This is a genomic window from Nonomuraea montanisoli (assembly GCF_013363975.1).
Classification (GTDB): Bacteria; Actinomycetota; Actinomycetes; order Streptosporangiales; family Streptosporangiaceae; genus Nonomuraea; species Nonomuraea montanisoli.
In genome coordinates this window covers 595,330-614,721 of sequence record NZ_JABWGN010000002.1, presented here as the reverse complement: position 1 = coordinate 614,721, position 19,392 = coordinate 595,330, and the positions used below count along the sequence as shown (strand labels likewise).

At 74.1% G+C, this 19,392-nt stretch carries 19 protein-coding genes; 12 read left to right on the top strand and 7 right to left on the bottom strand.

Translation table 11 applies throughout. From position 1 onward, the window contains the following. The first annotated feature begins 175 nt into the window (after positions 1 to 175). Complete coding sequence (locus tag HTZ77_RS06275) at positions 176 to 1,339, top strand: MFS transporter (RefSeq protein WP_328808443.1); 1,164 nt, start codon at positions 176 to 178, stop codon at positions 1,337 to 1,339. Here HTZ77_RS06275 and HTZ77_RS06270 read toward each other — a convergent pair. Both HTZ77_RS06270 and HTZ77_RS06265 read right to left on the bottom strand, forming a co-directional pair. Continuing rightward, positions 1,314 to 2,876 carry a bifunctional 3'-5' exonuclease/DNA polymerase gene (locus tag HTZ77_RS06270; RefSeq protein ID WP_328808462.1) on the bottom strand — a complete coding sequence of 521 codons (1,563 nt, stop codon included), beginning with the start codon at positions 2,874 to 2,876 and terminating at the stop codon, positions 1,314 to 1,316. The two genes, HTZ77_RS06275 and HTZ77_RS06270, sit on opposite strands and share 26 nt — an antisense overlap. 27 nt (positions 2,877 to 2,903) lie before the next feature. Beyond that, a complete protein-coding gene (locus HTZ77_RS06265) occupies positions 2,904 to 4,412 on the bottom strand; it encodes a metallophosphoesterase family protein (RefSeq protein WP_175588444.1) in 1,509 nt (502 codons plus the stop codon). Positions 4,413 to 4,535: 123 nt separating this feature from the next. Between HTZ77_RS06265 and HTZ77_RS06260 the strand changes: the two genes are divergently transcribed. Next, positions 4,536 to 4,949, top strand: a complete 414-nt coding sequence (locus HTZ77_RS06260) for a hypothetical protein (RefSeq protein ID WP_175588443.1) — start codon at positions 4,536 to 4,538, stop codon at positions 4,947 to 4,949. A gap of 13 nt (positions 4,950 to 4,962) precedes the next feature. Here the strand turns inward: HTZ77_RS06260 and HTZ77_RS06255 are convergent, their stop codons facing one another. Then, on the bottom strand, positions 4,963 to 6,546 hold the full coding sequence (locus HTZ77_RS06255; RefSeq protein WP_235994337.1) for an FAD-binding oxidoreductase: 1,584 nt from the start codon (positions 6,544 to 6,546) through the stop codon (positions 4,963 to 4,965). Between the two features lie 16 nt (positions 6,547 to 6,562). Here HTZ77_RS06255 and HTZ77_RS06250 point away from each other — a divergent pair, with 16 nt between their 5' ends. The 4 genes from HTZ77_RS06250 (at position 6,563) to HTZ77_RS06235 (ending at position 10,383) form a co-directional block, all read left to right on the top strand. Next, positions 6,563 to 7,114, top strand: a complete 552-nt coding sequence (locus tag HTZ77_RS06250) for a TetR/AcrR family transcriptional regulator (protein WP_175588442.1) — start codon at positions 6,563 to 6,565, stop codon at positions 7,112 to 7,114. After that, positions 7,080 to 8,771: a glycerol-3-phosphate dehydrogenase/oxidase gene (locus HTZ77_RS06245; protein WP_175588441.1), complete on the top strand. Its 1,692-nt coding sequence runs from the start codon at positions 7,080 to 7,082 to the stop codon at positions 8,769 to 8,771. The genes HTZ77_RS06250 and HTZ77_RS06245 overlap by 35 nt, the downstream gene beginning before the upstream one ends. 329 nt (positions 8,772 to 9,100) lie before the next feature. Further along, complete coding sequence (locus tag HTZ77_RS06240; protein ID WP_328808442.1) at positions 9,101 to 9,970, top strand: sucrase ferredoxin; 870 nt, start codon at positions 9,101 to 9,103, stop codon at positions 9,968 to 9,970. Positions 9,971 to 10,071: 101 nt separating this feature from the next. Further along, positions 10,072 to 10,383 (top strand): WhiB family transcriptional regulator, encoded by a 312-nt coding sequence (locus HTZ77_RS06235; protein ID WP_080036407.1) that lies wholly within the window; start codon positions 10,072 to 10,074, stop codon positions 10,381 to 10,383. Between the two features lie 212 nt (positions 10,384 to 10,595). Here HTZ77_RS06235 and HTZ77_RS06230 read toward each other — a convergent pair whose 3' ends face one another. Both HTZ77_RS06230 and HTZ77_RS06225 read right to left on the bottom strand, forming a co-directional pair. Further along, positions 10,596 to 10,829, bottom strand: coding sequence for a DUF397 domain-containing protein (locus HTZ77_RS06230; RefSeq protein WP_175588439.1), 234 nt, complete (start codon positions 10,827 to 10,829; stop codon positions 10,596 to 10,598). A 113-nt stretch (positions 10,830 to 10,942) separates the two neighbouring features. Next, positions 10,943 to 11,767 carry a helix-turn-helix domain-containing protein gene (locus tag HTZ77_RS06225; RefSeq protein WP_235994416.1) on the bottom strand — a complete coding sequence of 275 codons (825 nt, stop codon included), beginning with the start codon at positions 11,765 to 11,767 and terminating at the stop codon, positions 10,943 to 10,945. A gap of 199 nt (positions 11,768 to 11,966) precedes the next feature. On the opposite strand from HTZ77_RS06225, the gene HTZ77_RS06220 reads away from it, so the two are divergent. From HTZ77_RS06220 to HTZ77_RS06210, 3 genes are all read left to right on the top strand, one after another. Further along, the gene (locus HTZ77_RS06220; protein ID WP_175588437.1) at positions 11,967 to 12,437 is read left to right on the top strand and encodes an ATP-binding protein; all 471 of its coding nucleotides are present in this window, start codon (positions 11,967 to 11,969) and stop codon (positions 12,435 to 12,437) included. A gap of 75 nt (positions 12,438 to 12,512) precedes the next feature. After that, entirely contained in the window at positions 12,513 to 13,178 is a 666-nt protein-coding gene (locus HTZ77_RS06215) for an SDR family oxidoreductase (RefSeq protein WP_328808441.1), read from the top strand. Beyond that, entirely contained in the window at positions 13,178 to 13,843 is a 666-nt protein-coding gene (locus HTZ77_RS06210; RefSeq protein ID WP_175588435.1) for a TMEM175 family protein, read from the top strand. The genes HTZ77_RS06215 and HTZ77_RS06210 overlap by 1 nt, the downstream gene beginning before the upstream one ends. A 34-nt stretch (positions 13,844 to 13,877) precedes the next feature. On the opposite strand, the gene HTZ77_RS06205 is transcribed toward HTZ77_RS06210, so the two are convergent. Then, positions 13,878 to 14,522, bottom strand: a complete 645-nt coding sequence (locus HTZ77_RS06205) for a phosphoribosyltransferase (protein WP_175588434.1) — start codon at positions 14,520 to 14,522, stop codon at positions 13,878 to 13,880. Between the two features lie 97 nt (positions 14,523 to 14,619). Beyond that, the gene (rsgA, locus tag HTZ77_RS06200; protein ID WP_175588433.1) at positions 14,620 to 15,717 is read right to left on the bottom strand and encodes a ribosome small subunit-dependent GTPase A; all 1,098 of its coding nucleotides are present in this window, start codon (positions 15,715 to 15,717) and stop codon (positions 14,620 to 14,622) included. Between the two features lie 380 nt (positions 15,718 to 16,097). Between rsgA and HTZ77_RS06195 the strand changes: the two genes are divergently transcribed. The 3 genes from HTZ77_RS06195 to HTZ77_RS06185 all read left to right on the top strand — a co-directional run bounded on the left by HTZ77_RS06195 (position 16,098) and on the right by HTZ77_RS06185 (position 19,190). After that, a complete protein-coding gene (locus HTZ77_RS06195; RefSeq protein WP_235994335.1) occupies positions 16,098 to 16,646 on the top strand; it encodes a sigma-70 family RNA polymerase sigma factor in 549 nt (182 codons plus the stop codon). Beyond that, a complete protein-coding gene (locus HTZ77_RS06190; protein WP_175588431.1) occupies positions 16,643 to 17,365 on the top strand; it encodes an anti-sigma factor family protein in 723 nt (240 codons plus the stop codon). Before HTZ77_RS06195 ends, HTZ77_RS06190 begins: the two co-directional genes overlap by 4 nt. Before the next feature lie 394 nt (positions 17,366 to 17,759). Next, positions 17,760 to 19,190: a CHRD domain-containing protein gene (locus HTZ77_RS06185; protein WP_175588430.1), complete on the top strand. Its 1,431-nt coding sequence runs from the start codon at positions 17,760 to 17,762 to the stop codon at positions 19,188 to 19,190. Positions 19,191 to 19,392 lie beyond the last annotated feature (202 nt).

Below are 19,392 nucleotides of genomic sequence, written 5' to 3'. Positions count from 1 at the left end.
CGTCCGGGAGGGGAAAGACGCCTTGTCCTCTTTGGGCGGATCTTGTGGGCTATGGGAGACTTCACGGATGACCAGCGCCCCCACACGATCACCATCGATTTCCTCCGATGACGATATTCGCCGAATTCAGCGTCGTACCCTGGCCGTCCTGTCGGCGGCGCAGATCGTCGGCGGCGTGGGAGTCGCGGTCGGCCTGGCGCTGAGCTCCGTGGTGGTGGACGAGCTGTCCGGCTCGACGGTCATCAGCGGCTTCGCGGGCACCGCGACCGTGCTCGGGGCGGCGCTGCTGGCGCTCCCGGCGGCCAAGGCGGCCGCGCGCGGCGGACGGCGGGCGGGCCTGTCGCTGGCGTACGTGGCGGCGCTGGCCGGCTGCGTGCTGTCCGTCGCCGCCATCTCGATCCGCAGCTGGCCGCTCCTGCTGGTCGGGCTCGTCCTGGTCGGCGGCGGCAGCGCCGGCAACCTCGCGGCCCGCTACTCCGCGACCGACCTGTCGCCCGCGGGGCACGCCGCCCGCCACCTGTCGCTCGTGGTGTGGGCGGCCACCGTCGGCTCCGTCGCCGGGCCGAACCTGGCCAAGCCGGCCGATCAGATCGGCATCGACCTGGGGCTGGTGGAGAAGGCCGGGCCGTTCGCGTTCGCGGCCCTGGCGTTCGCGGGAGCACTGGTCATCGTGGCGGCCGGGCTGCGCCCCGACCCGCTCGAGCTGGCGCGCGAGCGCGACGGCGCCCGCCCCGTGCCCGCCGGCCGCGTGCGGACGCTCGGCCCGGCGTGGGAGACGCTGCGCTCCACGCCGATGGCCCGGCGGGCGCTCGTCATGGTCGCGGTCAGCCACACCGCGATGGTCTCGGTCATGTCGATGACCCCGGTGAAGCTCCACCACGACGGCTCGACCCTCGACGTCATCGGCCTGGTGATCAGCCTGCACATCGCCGGCATGTACGTCCTGTCGCCCGTGGTCGGCTGGCTGTCCGACAAGGCGGGCAAGGTGCCGGTGCTGCTGCTCGGCATGTCGCTGCTGCTGAGCGCCGCGTGCCTGGCGGGCACGGCCGGCCACCGCGTGTGGCAGGTCACCACGGCGCTGGTGCTGCTCGGGCTCGGCTGGTCGTGCGGGCTGGTCGCCGGGTCGGCGCTGCTCAGCGAGTCGGTGCCGGTGGAGCGCCGGCCCGCCGTCCAGGGCCTTTCGGACCTGCTGATGAACGTCTGCGGCGCCACCGGCACGGTCGTGGCGGGCGCGATCGTGGGCGGGCTGTCGTACGGGGTGCTCGGGCTGGTGGTGGGGCTGATGGTGACGCTGGCCGCCGTCTGGCTGGTCCTCACTTGGCGTCGGAGTAGGAGCTGACCGCCACCGCCTCCATGGGGAAGCGCACCGGCGTGCGGCCGAACATGAGCCGCGTCGCCTCCTCCGCCGCCGCGGACACCGCCCCGATCACCTCCGGCGCCTGCTCCAGCGGGCAGTGGACCATGACCTCGTCGTGCTGGAAGAACACCAGCCCGGCCGGGTCGGGCAGCAGCCCCCGCAGCACCGCCATGAGGGCGAGCGCCCACTCGGCGGCCGTGGCCTGCACGACGAAGTTGCGGGTGAACCGGCCGCGGTCGCGCGCGGCCCGGCCGCCCTCGGGGCCCGAGACGAGCCCGCGCCACCGCTCCGACGGGGGCGGGCAGGTGCGGCCCAGCCAGGAGCGCACCAGCCGCCCCTCCTCCCCCGCCTTGGCGGCGTCCTCGACGAACTGGTAGGCGCGGGGGAAGCGCTGGCGCATCATGGCCAGCAGCTTGGGGGCGTCGCCGCTGGTGCCGCCGTACATGGCGGACAGCATCGCGATCTTGGCGTGGTCGCGGTCGCCGCCGAACGCCTGGGCCAGCGCGGAGTAGAGGTCGATCTCGCCCGCCGCCCTGGCCAGGCCGACGTCGCCGGCCATCGCCGCGAGCACGCGCGGCTCGAGCTGGGCGGCGTCGGCCACGACGAGGGTCCAGCCGTCGTCGGCCACGACCACCCGCCGCATCACCTTGGGGATCTGCAGCGCCCCGCCGCCCGAGGTGGCCCAGCGCCCGGACACCACGCCGCCCACCACGTACTCCGGCCGGAAGCGCCCGTCGCGCACCCACTGGTCGGCCCACGTCCAGCCGTGGAAGCTGTGCAGGCGGGCCAGCTCCTTGTAGGCGAGCAGGGGCGCGACGGCGGGGTGGTCGACCTGCTTGAGCTCCCAGGAGCGGGTGCTCTTCAGCGCGACGCCCGCGCCCTTGAACGCCTTGACGAGCTGCTGCACCGAGTCGGGGTTGACCGGGTGGCCGAACGCGGCCGACACCTCGTCGGCCAGCGCCTGGAGCCGGGCCGGCCGCATGCCGTGCACGGGCCGCGGGCCGAGCAGGTCGGAGAGGAGCGCGTCGTGCACGTCGCGCCGCCACGGCATGCCGTCGTGGCCCATCTCGGCCGCGATGAGCGCCCCCGCCGACTCGGCCGCGACGAGCAGCCGGAAGCGGCCGGGGTCGGGCAGCGCCTCGATGCGGCGCAGCTGGTCGGCCAGCACCTCGGCCACCATGCCCGCGGACGGCGGTTCGGGCGCGAACAGGGTGTCCGGCTCGCTGGGCCGCTCGTCGGGCACCGGCAGGCCGCTCAGGCGGGCGTGGGCGGCCCGCACGGAGCGGGGCTCGCCGTGGCGGCCCTCGAAGCCGAGCAGCAGGCCCTCGGTGAGGGCGAGGTCGTGGCAGCGGGCGACGCGCACGCCGGCGCGCAGCAGGGGCGGGTAGTCCTCGCGGGTGTCGGCCCACACCCAGCGGGGCCGCTCGCCCTCCATCTCCCGCACCACCGCCGCGAGATCAGGAGAGCCCGTGACACCGGAAGACCCCAGGGGGAGCACCTCGTCCCCCGCAACCACCACGTACACGCCCCCCAGCGTGCCAGGCGCCTACGACAAAGCGATCCGCACCTCGTCCTCCAGCGGCGGCTCCAGCTCCTGGTCCAGGCAGCCGGTGGCGGCGAAGCAGCGCAGGGTGAGCGTGTCGGGGGTGACGGAGAGGCGGAGGAACTGCTTGAAGAACGGAGGCGTGTCCCAGTCGGACAGTTCCGACAGGTAGCGGTGGAAGACCCGGTCGACCGGCAGCCGCAGCGGCCACGGCCAGCCCCCGAGCAGCCGCGCCGCCCACCTGATCCGCGCCGTCATCCGCACCGGCTGCGCGACCGGCCGTACGGGCGTGCCGCCGATGCGCTCGGACATGACGCAGGCCGCCTCGGAGGGCGTGAGGTAGACCCACTTCATGCCCAGCCGCCGGGCGTAGAGCTGGCTGTAGAACGACAGGGAGTCGCCGCGCAGCGGGTAGCACTTGAAGTCGTCCTCGTGGACGCCGGCGACGTCCACCCGGGCGATGGTGTGGGTGGCGTGCATGAAGGCGCCGCCGCCGCCGGAGACGACGTACTGGATGACCCGGTCGCCGACCCGGACGGGGTAGCGCTGGTAGTTGTGGACGTCGCCGCCGATGGCGGCCACGTAGCGGTGGCGGGGGTCGCGGACGATGTCGTCGATGGTCCCGCCCTCCTCCAGCGGCGAGGGCTTGTACTCGTTGCGCGTGTAGATGGGCTTGCCCGTGACCAGGATCTTGGGCCGGGGGTCCAGCGACACCTCGCGTAACCAGGCGGTCTGCCGCCGGTCGATGAGGCCCCGAATGCCCGTGTCGACGCCCACGATGAGCAGGCTGTCGCTCTCGATCGCCCAGTACGGCCCCGGCTGGGCGGCCGGGCCGGCGGCCTGCTGGGAGGCGCGGGCGCGCAGCTCGCGGGCCTCGGCCAGGCGGGGCTCGTCGATGGTCTCGGGCCGGCGCCACAGCCGCCCGCGCAGCCATCCGGTGACCGGGCGGGGCTTGAGCGGGGGCGCGTCGCAGAAGACCCGCATGAAGCCGCCGAGCCCGTCGTACCAGTCGTGGTTGCCGGGGATCGCGTAGATGGGGGCGTCGTAGTCCTGGTACGGGCGGAAGAACTTGTCCCCGTACTCGTTGCCCGATCCGGCCGGGTAGATGACGTCGCTGGCCACCACCGCGAACGCCGTCCCCTGACCGACGCGCAGCAGGCCGGGCACGACCGCGTACTGGGAGGCGTCGCCCTCGCCGGTGTCGCCGAGGAGCAGGAAGTCGAAGGTGCCGCCGAGGCCGGGCCGGATCCGGAAGCCGGGGTCGGCGCCGCCCGCGACCTGCTCGCTCACCCAGCGCTCGCGGACCTCGGGCGACGGGTCGCCGAACAGCCCGGCCAGGATCTCGTTGCGCGAACGCCACAGGGTGCGCGGATCGAGCCAGGTGAAACCCTTGGTCCTCGGGCGCAGCGCGTCGAACGTGCCGATCCGGGCACACGTCCAGCCTGCCCCTTCTTCGGACACCCGGGACGAGAGCTGCTTTCCGCGTTCGGCCGCCGCTTCCACCATGACCATATCTTTACCGTGATCTTTCCGGCGCGCATCCCGAACGCTCCGTGCCGCTCTCGACACGGAAGGTTCCCCTGTGTAGCCTCACGCCCCAAGCAAGCGGTTGTCGGCCGCACGGGAGGGGCTGCCATGGCCCGGAACGGTCCGGACGATACGACCCGGCGGGACACCTCGGAGGTGGCCGCCGTCGAGGGGTTACTGGCGTACGCGCACACGCGGTGGCGCGGGAGCCGGGCGCGGGTCCGCGACGTCGGGGAGGCGGTCGGGCGCAGCCGCGCGCTGGCCGGCCGGGATCCGCTCACGCATACGCCGCTGCTGGTCCGCTCGCTGCGTTCGGCGGCCCGGGTGATGCTCGGGTGCGGGCGGCCGGGCGAGGCGTTACCGTACGCGCTGGAGGCCGTCGCGCTGGCCCGGCCGCTCGGCGGCCCGGCGCTGGTGATGTGCCTGGCGACGCTGACCGAGGCGTACGAGGCGCTGAACCGCTACAGCGAGGCGGCGGCCGCGGCGCGTGAGGCCGGGGCCGCCGCCGACCCGCCCCCCTGACCGCCCGGGCACCTCAGGGGATCAGCGCGCCGGGGTTGAGCACGCCCCGCGGGTCCAGCCGGGCCTTGACCGCGCGCAGCGCCTCGACGCCCACCGGCCCCAGCTCCTGCGCGTACGCCTCCCGGTGGTCGCGGCCGACGCCGTGGTGGTGCGACACCGTCCCGCCCGCGCCGGCGATCGCCTCCAGGGTGGCCCGCTTGGCCTTCGCCCACTGCTCCACCGGGTCGCCGTCCTGGGCCGTCACCACGGTGAAGTACAGCGACGCGCCCGTCTCGTACACGTGGGAGACGTGGCACATCACCAGCGGCGAGCCGAGGGCGCCGAGCAGCGCCAGCCGCACCGCGTCGTACAGGCGGGGCAGCCCCGACCAGAAGCAGGCCGTCTCCAGCGTCTCCACGGTCGCGCCGGCCGCCAGCAGCGAGTCCCGCAGGTACGGCGCGGAGAAGCGGCCCCGCTCCCAGGCCCGTCCCGGGTCCTCGCCGAGGGGTTCGCCGCCGTGGCGGGCGAGCACCTCGCCGGCCCCGGCCCGCGCGGCGGCGACGGACGCGCCCTCGTAGCCGGCGATCACCAGGCATCCCGCCCCGCCGCCGCCCAGGGCGTCCGGGCGGGCCAGGCCGACCATGGTCTCGGTCTCGTCCGACAGCCGCAGCACCGTGGGCAGCGGCCCGTCCTGGGCCAGCGCCCGCAGCGCGGCGGCGCCCTCCCGGAACGTCGGGAAGCGCCAGCCCTCGTAGACCTTCTCGGCGGGCACAGGACGGACCCGCAGGCGCAACGAGGTGATGACGCCGAGGGCGCCCTCGGAGCCGAGCAGGAGGTGGCGCAGGTCGGGCCCGGCGGCGGAGCGGGGGGCGCGGCCGAGCTCCAGGGTGCCGGTCGGGGTGGCCGCGGTGAGGCCGACCACCATGTCGTCGAAGCGGCCGTAACCGGCGGACGCCTGCCCGCTCGACCGGGCCGCCGCGAACCCGCCGAGCGTGGCGTACTCGAACGACTGGGGGAAGTGGCCGAGCGTCATCCCGTGGGCGGCGAGCAGCCGCTCCGCCTCGGGGGCGCGAAGGCCGGGCTCCAGCTCGGCGACGCGCGACTCGGCGTCGAACCCGACGAGCCGGTTCATCCGGGACAGGTCCAGCGCGACGACCCCCGCGAACGCCGCACCGGCGCCGGAGCGGTCGGGCGTCAGGCCGCCCACGACCGAGGTGCCGCCGCCGAACGGGACGACGGCCACGCGCTCGCGCGAGCACAGCTCCAGCAGCGCCGCCACCTCGGCGTGGGAGCCGGGCAGCACGACCGCGTCGGGGGCGTCGAGGGCGTCGCCGGCGCGCATGCGCAACAGGTCGGGCGTCGACTTGCCGCGCGCGTGCCGGACGCGCGCCTCGTGCGAGGTGAGCACGTGCCCGGCTCCGGCGATCCCGGCCAGGGACTCCAGCACGCGGCCGTCGAGCGCGGTCTCGGGCAGGCGTACGGACTCCAGCGGCACGGCCGGCACGGCGGGCCCGCGCACGCCGAGCAGGTCGCGCAGCAGCTCGCGGACCGGTTCGGGCAGCTCGCGGGCGAGGGCGGGGTCGCCCCAGCCGGACCAGAGCATGGGTTCAGCGGACATGTCTACACTGTGACATATGACGGTGATTCGTCACAATGACGGTGTTCTGGACGCGGCGCGTGACTGCGTGCTGGCCTTCGGGGTGCGGCGGACCACGCTCACCGACGTCGCCCGCCGGGCCGGGGTCTCGCGCATGACGCTCTACCGGCGCTGGCCGGACGTGCGGTCGCTGGTCGCCGACCTGATGACGCGCGAGTGGCTGCGCGCGGTGGAGGACCTGGACCTGTCCGACCCGGTGGCCGCCGTGGTGGAGGGGGTGCGGCGGCTGCGCTCCCACCCGCTCTGGGTCAAGATCGTCGAGGCGGACCCCGAGCTGCTCCTGCCGTACCTGCTGCACCGCAGGGGCGCCACCCACGACGCCGTCCTGACCCTGCTCGAACGCGTCACCGGCGACCCGCGCACGGCGCGGGCCGTCCTGCTGGTGGCGCAGTCGTTCCTGATCTCGGCGCCCGCGATGACCGGCCCCGGCGGCGACGGCGGCGTCACCCTGGACGACCTCGACGCCGAGCTCGCGGCCCTGCTGGAGGGATACCTTGGACAACTCGAACAGCCCCGTCCACGCCCGTAGCTCGCTCAACGCCGTCAGGAGGCGCGCTGAGCTGAGGCGGAGCGCCGAGGAGACGGCCGACGTGCTCGTCGTGGGCCTCGGCGCGACGGGCGCGGGCGCCGCTCTGGACGCCGCCTCGCGCGGCCTGTCCGTGGTCGCGGCCGACGCGCACGACCTCGCCTTCGGCACGTCCCGGTGGAGCTCCAAGCTGATCCACGGCGGCCTGCGCTACCTGGCCAAGGGCGAGGTGGGCATCGCCCACGAGAGCGCCGTGGAGCGCGGCGTCCTGCTGCGGCACACGGCGCCGCACCTGGTGCGGGCGCACCCGTACGTGCTGCCGCTGACCGGCGACGTCTCGCGGGCCCGGGAGGCCGTGGTCATGGCGGGCTACCGGCTGGGCGACGCGCTGCGCGTCGCCGCGGGCACGCCGCGGCCCCTGCTGCCCGGCCCGTCGCGCCTCGACGCCTCCCGGACCCGCCGGCTCGCGCCGTTCCTCGACCCGCGCGGCCTGCGCGGCGGGCTGCTGTCGTGGGACGGGCGGCTGCTCGACGACGCCCGGCTGGTGGTGGCCCTCGCGCGCACGGCCGCCGCGCACGGCGCGCGGATCCTGACCCGGTGCCGCGTCCTGGAGCTGACCGGGTGGGGAGCGCGGGCGCGCGACGAGCTGACCGGGGAGGAGTTCGAGATCCGCGCCAGGGTCGTGATCAACGCGACCGGCGTGTGGGCGGGCGGGCTGGACCCCCGGGTGCGGCTGCGGCCGTCGCGGGGGACGCACCTGGTGTTCGCGCCGGGGACGCTGCCGGGGCTCACGGCGGGGCTGCACCTGCCGATCCCGGGCGCGGGCAACCGGTTCGCGCTCCTGCTCCCCCAGGCCGACGGGCGCGCGTACGCGGGGCTGACGGACGAGCCCGTGGACGGGCCCGTGCCGGACGTCCCGGAGGCGCCCGAGGAGGACATCAGGGCGCTGCTCGGCGTTCTCAACGCGGTGCTGGACGTCCCGCTGCCCCGCGAGGCCGTGGCAGGGGCCTACGCGGGCCTGAGGCCGCTGCTGGCGGGCGAAGGCGGCACGGCCGACCTCTCACGCCGCCATGCGGTCCTCGGGGGCCAGAGGGGCCGGTGGGGCGAACGTGGCGACGCGGTGGTCACGGTCGTGGGCGGCAAGCTCACCACCTACCGGCGGATGGCGCAGGACGCGGTGGACCGCGCCGTGTCCGCCGCCGGGCTCGACGCGGGGCCGTGCCGCACGGCCCGCCTGCCGCTCGTCGGGGCGCTGCCGCTCGCCGGGGCGCCGCCGCTCGCGGGAGCTCCGCCGCTCGCCGGGGCGGTGCCGCTCACGGGGCCGGTGCCGCTCACGGGGCCGGTGCCGCTCGCCGGGGCGTCGCGGGCGCGGGGCGTGTCCGGTGCCGGGGGCGGGCTGCCGGCGCGGCTGGTGGAGCGCTACGGCGCCGAGGCGGCCGCCGTGCTGCCGCTCGTCCGGGCGTACCCGGAGGAGGTGGGGGCGGGCGTCACGGCGGGCGAGCTGCTCTGGTCGGCGCTGCACGAGGGCGCCCTGGACGAGGGCGACCTGCTGGACCGGCGCACCCGCGTCGGCCTGGTCGCCGCCGACCGCGCCGCCGCGCTGCCCGCCGCCCGCGCCATGCTGGCCCGCGCCGCCGCCGGAGACCTCCCGGGCACCTGACCAGCCGGAGACCTCCCGGGAACCCACCGGGCACTTGACCGGCCGGAAACCCGCCGGGCACCCGACCAGCCGGGAACGCGCCCGGCGCCTGACCGGCCGCGAACGCCTCACGTCCCGCACCCGCCACCGACACGCCGCCGACACGCCGGGCACCCGCCCCGCCGCCCGCCTGCCGGGCGCCTGACGCGACGCGGCCTGGACACGGTGGGCGGAATCCCCACATCGGCCGCGCCTTACCGTTAGGTTAGTCTTACCTAATCTCGTACAGGCGCGGAGGGGGAGCGTTGGCCAGGGGCTGCGAACATCCGGACGGATGCCACACCGGCACCGTGCCCACCTTGGCCAGCGCCACCGTGGGAGCCCGGCTGTGGCTGCTCGTCGAGTACTCCGGCGCCTGGCCCTCCCACCTGGAAAACCTGGAGCTCCCGGATGACGTCGCTCGGCTCGTCGAGCGGGCCCTGGAACGCGGCGTACGGCCCCAGCTCATCCGCCGGCCCGGTCGCCGGACCCGCCAGGCGGGGCAGGGCCTGCGTGTGCTAGTCGCCTACGGCGCGGGCCCGGAACCGTGGCTGGCCTCGGGCGTCGTCGCAGGTCCGGACGATCTTGACCTGGACGCGCTGGTGGCCGGAGTGGTCCCGGAGTCCTGCATACTTGAAGACGAGCCGGTATTTCTGGTCTGCACGCACGCCAAGCGCAATGCGTGTTGCGCCCGCATTGGACTACCCCTCGCTCGTGACCTGGCCGAGGTTTGGCCGGACAGAGTATGGGAAACGTCACACGTTGGCGGCGATCGCTACGCCGCCAACCTTGTGTGCTTGCCACACGGAATTTTCTACGGCAGCATGTCTCAGGCTGCTGCGATCGCAGCGGCGAACGCGTACCGGTCGGGCGAGATCATTCTCGACCGCTACCGGGGACGCGCAGGCATCCCTGAGCCATTGCAAGCCGTCGAGCACTTCGCCCGAGCCCATACGGGAGAGTGCTCTGTCGGCGCAGTGGCCGTGGAATCCTCCAGGTTGGACGGCGACGTCACCCACGCCATCGTGCGTTGCGGCGACGTCCGGCTCCGGGTTGTGGTCACGCCCTCGGCGTTCCGAGCGCCGTGCGGCACGGTTTGCGCCGAGACGATCACCACCTACCGGCTGGTTTCGCTGGACAGGCTCTCGCCTGTGCGGTACGCCACGCCGGCGCTCACCTGATTGTGGGAACATCACGGCCCCTCCTTGCGTTGGAACAGTGACGCCGAAAGCGTCCAATGCGGCTCAATTACCGAAATACCTCTCACGAAGGTGGTTTTCTCATGTCTCAGGTACGTCGGCAGCTCGCCCGCCCGCGCCCCAGCTGGGGTTGGCAGGATGATGCCGCGTGCCGGGGTGAGGACCTCGTACTCTTCTTCGGCCCCGACGGGGAGCGCCAGCCCGAGCGTGACGTGCGCGAGCGGAAGGCCAAGGCGATCTGCGCCCAGTGCCCGGTCCGCAACGAGTGCCTGGACTACGCGCTCTCCCGCCCCGAGAAGTACGGAACGTGGGGCGGCCTCAACGAGGACGAGCGCGCCTCCGAGCGTCGCCGTCGCATGCGCCGCGCCGCCAGCGCCGGCATCTCCGCCGCCTGACCCGCCCGGCCGCCGCGAGCGCGCCACGAGCACCGCGTGATCCCGCAGTTGTCCCGATGAACCGGGGCCCGGCCCCCCGCCGGACCCCGGTGAACCCGGTCGGGACAACTGCATGATCAGGTGAGATTCTCAACCCGAGCACGCGAAAGAGCCCGGCGCCTTCCCTCGGCGCCGGGCTCTCGTCGTTTCCGGAAACCCCCGTTTCGAGCGGATCAGACGATCAGGTCATCGAACTCCCCGTCCTTGGCCCCCAGGACGAACGCGGTGATCTCGGCGCGCGTGTAGACGAGCGCGGGATCGTCGGGGAAGCGCGAGTTGCGCATCGCGATCTCCCCGGTCGGAAGGGTGGCCACCTCGACGCAGTTGCCGTTGGGGTTGCTCCGCCTGCTCTTCCGCCACACGACGGGAAGGCGGCCGGCGGGCGTTCCGTTGCGGAACCCATGCATGGAAGAAGCTCCTCGCTTGCAAATGCACGTGCATCCGTGCTTTGCGAGCTGAGATTACGGCAGCGCGCGGCCGGCCACTCCCCTGATGGCCAAATTCCCCCGTATGGAGTGGGTCACAGCGACGAGCGGAGCTCCTCCAGGAAACGCCTGCTCCGCGCCGGCGACTCGGCCTGGATGCTCAGCCGGTCCATCACCCGCATGTAGTTCTCGGACTCGGCGGGCTTGTCCAGGTACAGGGCGCTGGTGAGCTGCTCCATGTAGACGACGTCGGGCAGGTCGCGCTCGGGGAAGCGCAGGATGCTGAACGGCCCGCCGGCCGCCGCGTGCCCGCCCCGGTCGAACGGCATCACCTGCACGGTCACGTTGCGCAGACCGGTCATCTCCAGCAGGTGGTCGATCTGCTCGCGCATCACCTCGGGGCCGCCGAGCGCGCGGCGCACGACCGCCTCGTCGATCACCGCCCACAGGGTGAGCGCGCCCTCGCCCTCCAGCCGGCGCTGCCGCGTGGTGCGCAGCCGCACCCGCCGCTCGATCTCCTGCTCCGGCGCCGCGTCGTGCGCCAGCCGGATCACCGCGCGGGCGTAGCCGGGCGCCTGGAGCAAGCCGGGGACGAACTGGTTCTCGTACGTCCTGATGACCGAGGCCGCGCCCTCCAGGCCGATGTACACCTCGAACCAGGACGGCAGCAGGTCACCGTACTTGTGCCACCAGCCGGGGGCGTTGGCCTGCCGCGCGAGTCCCAGCAGCGGGGCCCGCTCGGCCTCGTCGGTGACCCCGTACAGGGTGAGCAGGTCGGCCACGTCGCGCTCCTTGAAGCCGACCTGCCCGAGCTCCAGCCGACTGATCTTGGCATGAGAAGCGCGAATCGCGTATCCGGCGTCGTCGCGCGAGATACCCTTCTCCGTGCGGAGCCTGCGCAGCTGGGTGCCCAGCAGCATCCGCAGGACCGTCGGGCTCCCCGGCGTGAAACCGAAGACCCTTCCCTTCGCACTCTGTGCGCTCACGCCGACCGCTCCAAGATCATCTGCACGTGCAGATGCGATTTGCATCTGTAAACGATGAAAAGTCTTGCATCGGAAAGCGCATGCCGTAAAGATGGCTGTGGATCACTTAACAGACCGCGCATCGGGGGCCACGATGACGACTTTCGACGCCCGGCCACATGCCGCCGCCGCGGGGGCCAGGCAACCGGAGTGGCTGGCGTCCGTCCTGCTGGGCGGGCTGCCGACGCCGTGCGACGCGGTCTTCCCGTTCCACGGGCTGGTCGAGCCCGCGTGCGTCTCCTCGGCGCGGCGCTTCGTCGACCACACGCTGACCGGCTGGGGATCGGACGGCGTGGCGTTCGAGGCGCAGCTCGTGGTCTCCGAGCTGGTCACCAACGCGATGCGGCACGGCGGCGGCATCGACGAGCTGCGGCTGCTGGCCTACGGCGCCGAGCTGGCCTGCGTGGTCACCGACCGCAGCCCGGCCGCGCCGGTCGCGGTCCGCCCGGACGTGTTCGCCGAGTTCGGGCGCGGGTTACGGCTGGTCGAGGCGATCTGCACGACATGGGGCTGGGTCGTCTCCAGCACCCGGCGCAAACTCGTCTGGGCCGTCCTCGCCGCGTAAGCGATCGCATTACTTCTGACCTGCCATAAAAGCATTTATTGGCCTCTGGTGGGCTGTGCCCTTACTGTGTGCCCGGTGAAGACGACATTGATCACGGGCGGCTCCAGCGGCATCGGGCTCGCACTCGCCCGGCGGCTGGTCGCCGACGGGCAGGCGGTCGCCGTCACCGGCCGCGACGAGACCCGGCTCGCCCAGGTGCCCGGCGTGTTGCGGCTGCCCGGCGACGCCACCGACCACGACTCCGTACGGGACGCCGTGGAGGCGACCGTCAAGGAGTACGGCAGGCTCGACCACGTCGTCGCCAACGCCGGTTTCTCCACCCACGGCCCGTTCACCGAGACGGACCCGGACCGGTTGCGCGACATGGTGCTCACCAACGTCCTCGGCCCGGCTCTGCTGGTGAAGGCCGCGCTGCCCGCCCTGCGCGAGACCCGCGGCCGGATCGTGCTGATCGGCAGCGTCGCCGGGTTCCGCCACGCTCCGGGCAACATGTACTCGGTGACGAAGTGGGCGGTGACCGCGCTCGCCGAGAACACCCGCCTGCTGGTGACCGGCGACGGCGTCGGCGTCACGCTGATCGCGCCCGGCCGCGTGGACACCGCGTTCTGGCCGGACGGCCGCCCCGACGGGCCGCTGCTCACCGCCGAGAACATCGCCGACGCCGTCGCCTGGGCGATGGCCCAGCCGGAGGGCGTGGACGTGAACACGGTCGTCGTGCGTCCCACCGGCCAGCCCGCCTGATGCCCGCCCTCTACACCCGTTTCTCCGGCGGGAGCGTCGGCCGGCTGGCCGGGCTGAGCGACGGCGTGTTCGCCATCGCCATGACCCTGCTGGTGCTGGAGCTGCACGTGCCGGTGATGGAGGCCGTGCACCACCAGAGACCCGTCTGGGAGGGCGGCACGCTCGGCGCGGAGCAGGGGCTGTGGCACGCGCTCGTGCTGCTCGCCCCGAAGCTGCTCGCCTACGTCATGAGCTTCCTGACGCTCGGCATCTTCTGGGTGGGGCAGCAGACGCAGCTCAACCAGTTCGAGCGGGCCGACCGGCACCTGACCTGGATCCATCTCGCGTTCCTGGCCGCGGTCTCGCTCATGCCGTTCTCCACGGCGCTGCTCGGCGAGTACATCGAGTACCGGCTCGCGCTGGCCGTCTACTGGCTGGACCTGCTGCTGATGGGCGGGATGCTGCTGGCGAGCATCACGTACGGGCACCGGGCCGGGCTGCTGAAGGCGGACGTGGACGACGACACGCGCCTGGCGCACCGGCGCCGGATCATCGGCTACCAGGCGCTGTACGCGGTGGCCGTGGCGCTGTCGGTGATCAACACGTACGTCAGCATCCTGCTGATCGTCCTGCTCCAGCTCAACTCCGCGGTCGCGCCCAGGGTCTGGCGGCTCAGCAGCTTCTGACGCGCGGACCCTCGACGGACTCCGACCGTGCCGTCTAGGGGCTCACCTCTCCCCTGCCCCGGGCCAGCAGGTCGAGTACGTCGGCGTCGCTGAGCTGGTCGAAGTGGGCGTACCACTGGCCGACCGCGCGGAAGTCGGGCGGCATCGCCAGCACCACCACGTCGTCGGCCTCCTCCCGCAGCGCGTACACCGTCTCGCGGGCCCCGACGGGCACCGCCAGGGTGAGCCAGGCCGGCTCCGCGCGGCGCACGGCCCGCAGCGCCGCCCGCGCGGTGCCGCCGGTCGCGAGCCCGTCGTCCACGACGACCACCTCGCGCCCGCTCAGCTCGGGCAGCGGCCGGTCCCCCCGGTAGACCCGCACCCGCCGGGCCAGCTCGCGGCGCTCGGCCTCGACGACGCCGGCCACGGACGACGGCTGCAGCCCGAGGCGGGCCAGCAGCGGCAGGTCCAGCACCGGCTCGCCGCCCTCGGCTATCGCGCCGACGCCCAGCTCGGGCATCGGCGGATAGCCGATCTTGCGGGTGACGAGCACGTCCAGCACGCCGCCCAGCCGCCGCGCGACGGGCAGCGCCACGGCGACGCCGCCCCGCGGCAGGGCGAGGACCACGGGGGCCTGGAGGTCGCGCAGCCGCTCGGCCAGCAGCTCACCGGCCTCGGCCCGGTCCGCGAACACGTCCATGCCCTGGTCCTACCCCGCCCGGCACCGCTCCCCCGCCCACGGATCCGGACGCCCGCGCCCCGCCGCGTACGCGGGCGCGGGGAGCGGGACGGACGGGTCAGGGGCGGGCGCGGCCGGAGCGGCGCATCTCCTTGTGGATGATCTTCCACCGGTTCTGCTGCTCCTTGCGGATGCGGGCGTCCGTGCGGCCGGCCATCCAGACGGCCTCCCGCTGGAGCTTGCGCCAGCTCTGCAGCCGCCGCTCCGGCAGGTCGCCGCTCTCCACGGCCGCCAGCACCGCGCAGCCCGGCTCCGAGTCGTGGCCGCAGTCGTGGAAGCGACACCGGGCGGACAGCTCGTCGATGTCCGAGAACACCATGTCGACGCCCTCGTGCATCTCGTACAGGCCGATCCGGCGGATGCCGGGCGTGTCGATGACCAGCCCGCCGCCGGGCAGCGGGATCAGCTCCCGGTGGACCGTCGTGTGCCGGCCGCGCCCGTCGGCGGCGCGCACCTGCTGGGTCTCCATCACGACGTCGCCGGCGAGCGCGTTGACCAGCGTGGACTTTCCGGCGCCGGACGGACCGAGCACGACGGCGGTGCGCGAGCCCTCCAGGTACTCCCGCACCAGCTCGACGCCCTCGCCGCGCAGCGAGGACACCGCGTGCACGTCCACGCCCGGCGCGGCGGCGTGGACGTCGGCGAGCAGGTCGTCGAGGCCCTGCTCGAACAGGTCGGCCTTGGTGACGAGCACGACCGGCGTGCCGCCCGACTCCCAGGCCAGCGCCACGAGCCGCTCGATGCGGCCGAGGTCGGCGAAGTCGGTGGAGTGCATGGACGGCTCGGCGACGAACACGACGTCCACGTTGGCGGCGAGCACCTGGCCCTGGCCGTCGCCGGACAGGCCGCCGCGCGAGTCGCGGCTGACGCCGCCGCGCACGAACGCCGTGGTGCGCGGCAGCACGGCCTCCAGCTCGTAGCGGCCCTCGGGCAGCGGGCGCAGCGCGGCCCAGTCGCCCACGCACGGCAGCGCGACCGGGTCCTCGGCGGAGGCCCGGCGCACGCGCGCGGAGTGGCGGGCGTGGTGCTGCCCGTCCTCGGTGATCACCTCGGCGGCGCCGCGGTCCACGCGGGCGACGCGCCCGGGAACGGTGCCGGCGGGGAGCTCGGCGGCGCGGGACGCGGTCCAGCCGAGCAGCGAAAGATCGTAAGACAACGCAGTGATTCCTCTGCTGTGAAGAGATGCTGAGAAGGGATGGCCGGGTGGCTCAGGCAGACACCCGGAAGTGGACGGCACGCAGGCGGAACAGAACAATCCGCATGGTCTCCACCTCCTCTTCTCGCATCGCGGCCGCGCCCGGGGCGCTCCGCGACCTCTCCACATCGCGCGGCCACCGCAGGGGACCGCGCCGACGCACCCTGTTGGGGCGTCGCGGAGACTCTACGCAGCTCGCCGTCCGGGCGCAATCGCATTTTTCTCGGCGTGTCGTTGAACCCCGCCCGGAGCTCCGGCCGTACTTCCTGCCGACAGCTCGAGAAAGGGGAATGATGCGGATCAGCACGTATCCCCCACCCTCGGCCGAGGGAGCCGGCCTCATGGGCAAGCCACGGTTGAGCCACTGGATCAGGCGTGTGCGGCCCGACGACGATCTCGTCGTCTCGGCTCTCTATCGGGAGTACCACGGACCGCTGCTCGCCTTCGTGGTACGGCTGACGGGGGGAGACAGGCAGTGGGCAGAGGACGTCGTGCAGGAGACCATGATCAGGGCCTGGCGCAGCGCGGAGCGGCTGGACCCGGCGTCGGTCTCGCTGATGCCCTGGCTCGCGACCGTGGCGCGACGTATCGTCATCGATGACCGGCGGCGCAGGGACGCCCGCCCTCAGGAGTCGGGCGACGGGCCGCTGGAGAGCGTGCCCGTGCCCGACGAGATGGAGGGACTGCTGCACCAGGTGCTCGTGTCAGACGCGCTGAGGGCGCTGTCACCGGCGCACCGCGAGATCCTCAACGAGACGATCCTGCGGGACCGGTCGGTGAACGACGCCGCCGAGGCCCTCGGGATTCCCGTGGGCACTGTGAAGTCCCGGGTGTACTACGCGGTACGCGCCCTGCGCGTCGCGCTGGAGGAGAGGGGGGTGACGGCGTGACGTCGCGAGTGGAGCACACCGATGTGGGCGCCTACGCCCTCGGCCTGCTGGACGACGACGACAAGGCCGCCTTCGAGGAGCACCTGGCCACCTGCCCGCCGTGCGCCGCCGAGCTCGCCGACCTGTCGGGGGTGGCGGGCGCGCTCGTCGGCATCGGCCCCCTGGAGGATCTCGGCCCGCCGCCGTCGCGGGGCGAGGCCGAGGTCGTCGACCTGATGCGGCGCAAGCGGGCGGCCGACCGCCGCGCGCGCCGGGGCACGATCGTGATCGGCATGGCCGCCGCGGTGACGCTGGTCGCGGGCGGCCTGACGATCGGCACCCAGCTCGGCGACTCGGGGGCGCCGGCGGTCGCGGCGTCCGGGCAGCACAACCACCTGGGCCCGGCGGAGCAGTTCTACGCCGACGGCACACCCGTGGCCGGAACCGGGGCCGCCGGCGTGACGGGCGGCCTGGTCATCGAGTCGAAGGCGTGGGGCACCCATGCCGCGCTCAAGCTGTCGGGCGTGAAGGGCCCGCTGGAGTGCGAGCTGGTGTCGGTGTCGAAGTCGGGGCAGCGGCGGGTCATGACGGGGTGGGCCGTGCCGCCGGCCGGCTACGGGGTGCCGGGCCAGCCCGACCCGCTGTACACGCACGGCGGGAGCCCCGATCCGCTGGAGAAGATCGACCATTTCGAGGTGGTCACCACGACGGGGAAGAAGCTGCTCACCGTCAACGTGTGACATCCGCGCCCGCGCGCCTCCCCGTGTGACGTGACCACAGTCCGGTGGCCACGCCGCCGCAGTCCGGTGGCCACGCCGCCGCGGGTGGTCGCCTCGCCCTCCGGTGGTCGCCTCGCTTCCGGATGGCCACGCCGCCGCCGGACGGCCGCCTCGCCGTCCGGACGGTCGCCTCGCCCTCCGGACGGCCGCGCCGCCGCCGGGTGGTCGCGCCGGCCGAGGGCCGTGTGCGGTCGCGCGTCTGATGCCCTCTCACCTGTGGTGGGAGGGCATTTTTCGTGCCCCGCCGGCTGTCGGTACTTTTACACATTCGCGGGTTGAACCTCCGCGCGTCCGGGCCTCGTACTGCCTGCCGTACCGAATCGAACGCCCGAACGCCCGAATGCAGAGGTTTGTGATGCCCAGCTCCGTCATGCCCAGCTCCCGGCCCGCCCGCGGTCTCCGGCTCGCCCGCACCGGGACGGTCGTCGCCGCCGGACTGCTCGCCGCGGCCCTCGCCCCCACCGCTCTGCCCGCCTCCGCCGCCGCGTCGCTGCCCGTGCCCCGGGCGGCCGTCGCCCGGACAGCCGGGCTCGACGCGGCCGTGTCCCGTGCCGACGCCGCCGTGTCCCGTGCCGACGCGGGCGACGTCTACCTCGCCGCCGGGCTGCGCGGCGCGAACGAGGTGGGCGTCAAGGGCGACGCCGACGGCCGCGCCACCGTCGTGCTCCGCGTCAGCGGCGACCGGGTCGCCTTCGCGATCCGCTGGAACAAGATCGGCTCGCCGACCGCGGCCCACATCCACCTCGGCGCGCGCGGCGCGAACGGCGACGTGCGGCTGGAGTTCCTCACCAAGCCGCTGCCCGCCGGCGTGCTCGGCGTGAGCGGCGCCGTGGACGCCGATCCCGAGCTGGTCCGGGCGCTGGTCGAGGACCCGGGCGGCTTCTACGCCAACGTGCACGACGCCCGCCACCCCAAGGGGGCCGTGCGCGGCCAGTTCCACCGGCTCGCCGCCCCGGCCGACCTCGACGGCGTGCTGCAGGGAAGCAACCGGGCGACCCTGAGCTCGCGTGCCGACGGGGCGCAGGAGGTCCGGGCCAAGGACGGGGGCAGGCGGGGCGACAAGGACGGCCGGGCCGTGTGGTGGCTGCGCCCGCACGGCGGGACCGTCGGCTACACCGCCCTCTGGTCGGGGCTGGCGCCCGTGACGAACGGCCACATCCACAAGGGCGCGCGGGGCCGCGACGGCGCGGTGGTGGCCGACCTGTTCGCCGCGCCGAAGGGCCTGCCGGCCGGGATCACCGGCGTGGCGGGCGAGGCCCGGGTGCCCGCCGCCGTGGTCCGGCGCATCGCCGCCCACCCGGGCAGGTACTACAGCAACCTGCACACCACCGAGTTCGGCGGCGGCGCGGTGCGCGGCCAGCTGTCCGGCCGGCCGTTCGCCCACCCGCGCGCGGTCACGGCCGACGTGCTGCGCGGCGCCCAGATCTACGCCTGCACGAAGCAGCCGGGCGGCGGCTACGCCTTCACCCAGGACGGCGTGCGGGCCACGCTGCGGCGCGGCATCGCGCACTCCTTCGTCACCCCGGCCGCCGGGCCGCCGCAGTGGATCGCCCCGGACGGCAGCGCGGTGCGCGGCAAGGTCGTCACCAAGACGCCCAACGGCGAGCGGGCCATCCCCGAGCTGGTGCTGGCCGCTACCCGGTCGGGCGCGAAGGGCGGCCTGCTGTCGAGGGTCACCCAGGTGCTGCGGCTCAACACCGAGGGAGGGCTCGCCCCGGCCGGCTCGTGCGAGCCGGGGCGGAAGGCGAGCGTGCCCTACCGGGCCGACTACCTGTTCCTGAACTGACGACTTCCCGAAGCGACCGGCGTCTCTCCCCGCCGGTCCCACGGCCCCGTCGCGGAAGCCCCCTCCCGCGACGGGGCCCTCTCATGCCCGCCCGGGCATCACCGCCATCCCCGGGCCGGGCATCACAACAGACCGCCGGGCGTCCCCACAGACCGCCGGACGTCACAACCAACAGACCGAGCCCGCCGCGGGGGCAGGCTCG

Bases quoted from the DNA above. Each gene is read 5' to 3' on its own strand.
- HTZ77_RS06265 (WP_175588444.1), bottom strand. From the start codon at position 4,412: ATGGTCATGGTGGAAGCGGCGGCCGAACGCGGAAAGCAGCTCTCGTCC.
- HTZ77_RS06260 (WP_175588443.1), top strand. From the start codon at position 4,536: ATGGCCCGGAACGGTCCGGACGATACGACCCGGCGGGACACCTCGGAG.
- HTZ77_RS06255 (WP_235994337.1), bottom strand. From the start codon at position 6,546: ATGTCCGCTGAACCCATGCTCTGGTCCGGCTGGGGCGACCCCGCCCTC.
- HTZ77_RS06250 (WP_175588442.1), top strand. From the start codon at position 6,563: ATGACGGTGATTCGTCACAATGACGGTGTTCTGGACGCGGCGCGTGAC.
- HTZ77_RS06235 (WP_080036407.1), top strand. From the start codon at position 10,072: ATGTCTCAGGTACGTCGGCAGCTCGCCCGCCCGCGCCCCAGCTGGGGT.
- HTZ77_RS06230 (WP_175588439.1), bottom strand. From the start codon at position 10,829: ATGCATGGGTTCCGCAACGGAACGCCCGCCGGCCGCCTTCCCGTCGTG.
- HTZ77_RS06225 (WP_235994416.1), bottom strand. From the start codon at position 11,767: ATGCTGCTGGGCACCCAGCTGCGCAGGCTCCGCACGGAGAAGGGTATC.
- HTZ77_RS06220 (WP_175588437.1), top strand. From the start codon at position 11,967: ATGACGACTTTCGACGCCCGGCCACATGCCGCCGCCGCGGGGGCCAGG.
- HTZ77_RS06210 (WP_175588435.1), top strand. From the start codon at position 13,178: ATGCCCGCCCTCTACACCCGTTTCTCCGGCGGGAGCGTCGGCCGGCTG.
- HTZ77_RS06205 (WP_175588434.1), bottom strand. From the start codon at position 14,522: ATGGACGTGTTCGCGGACCGGGCCGAGGCCGGTGAGCTGCTGGCCGAG.
- HTZ77_RS06195 (WP_235994335.1), top strand. From the start codon at position 16,098: ATGGGCAAGCCACGGTTGAGCCACTGGATCAGGCGTGTGCGGCCCGAC.
- HTZ77_RS06185 (WP_175588430.1), top strand. From the start codon at position 17,760: ATGCCCAGCTCCGTCATGCCCAGCTCCCGGCCCGCCCGCGGTCTCCGG.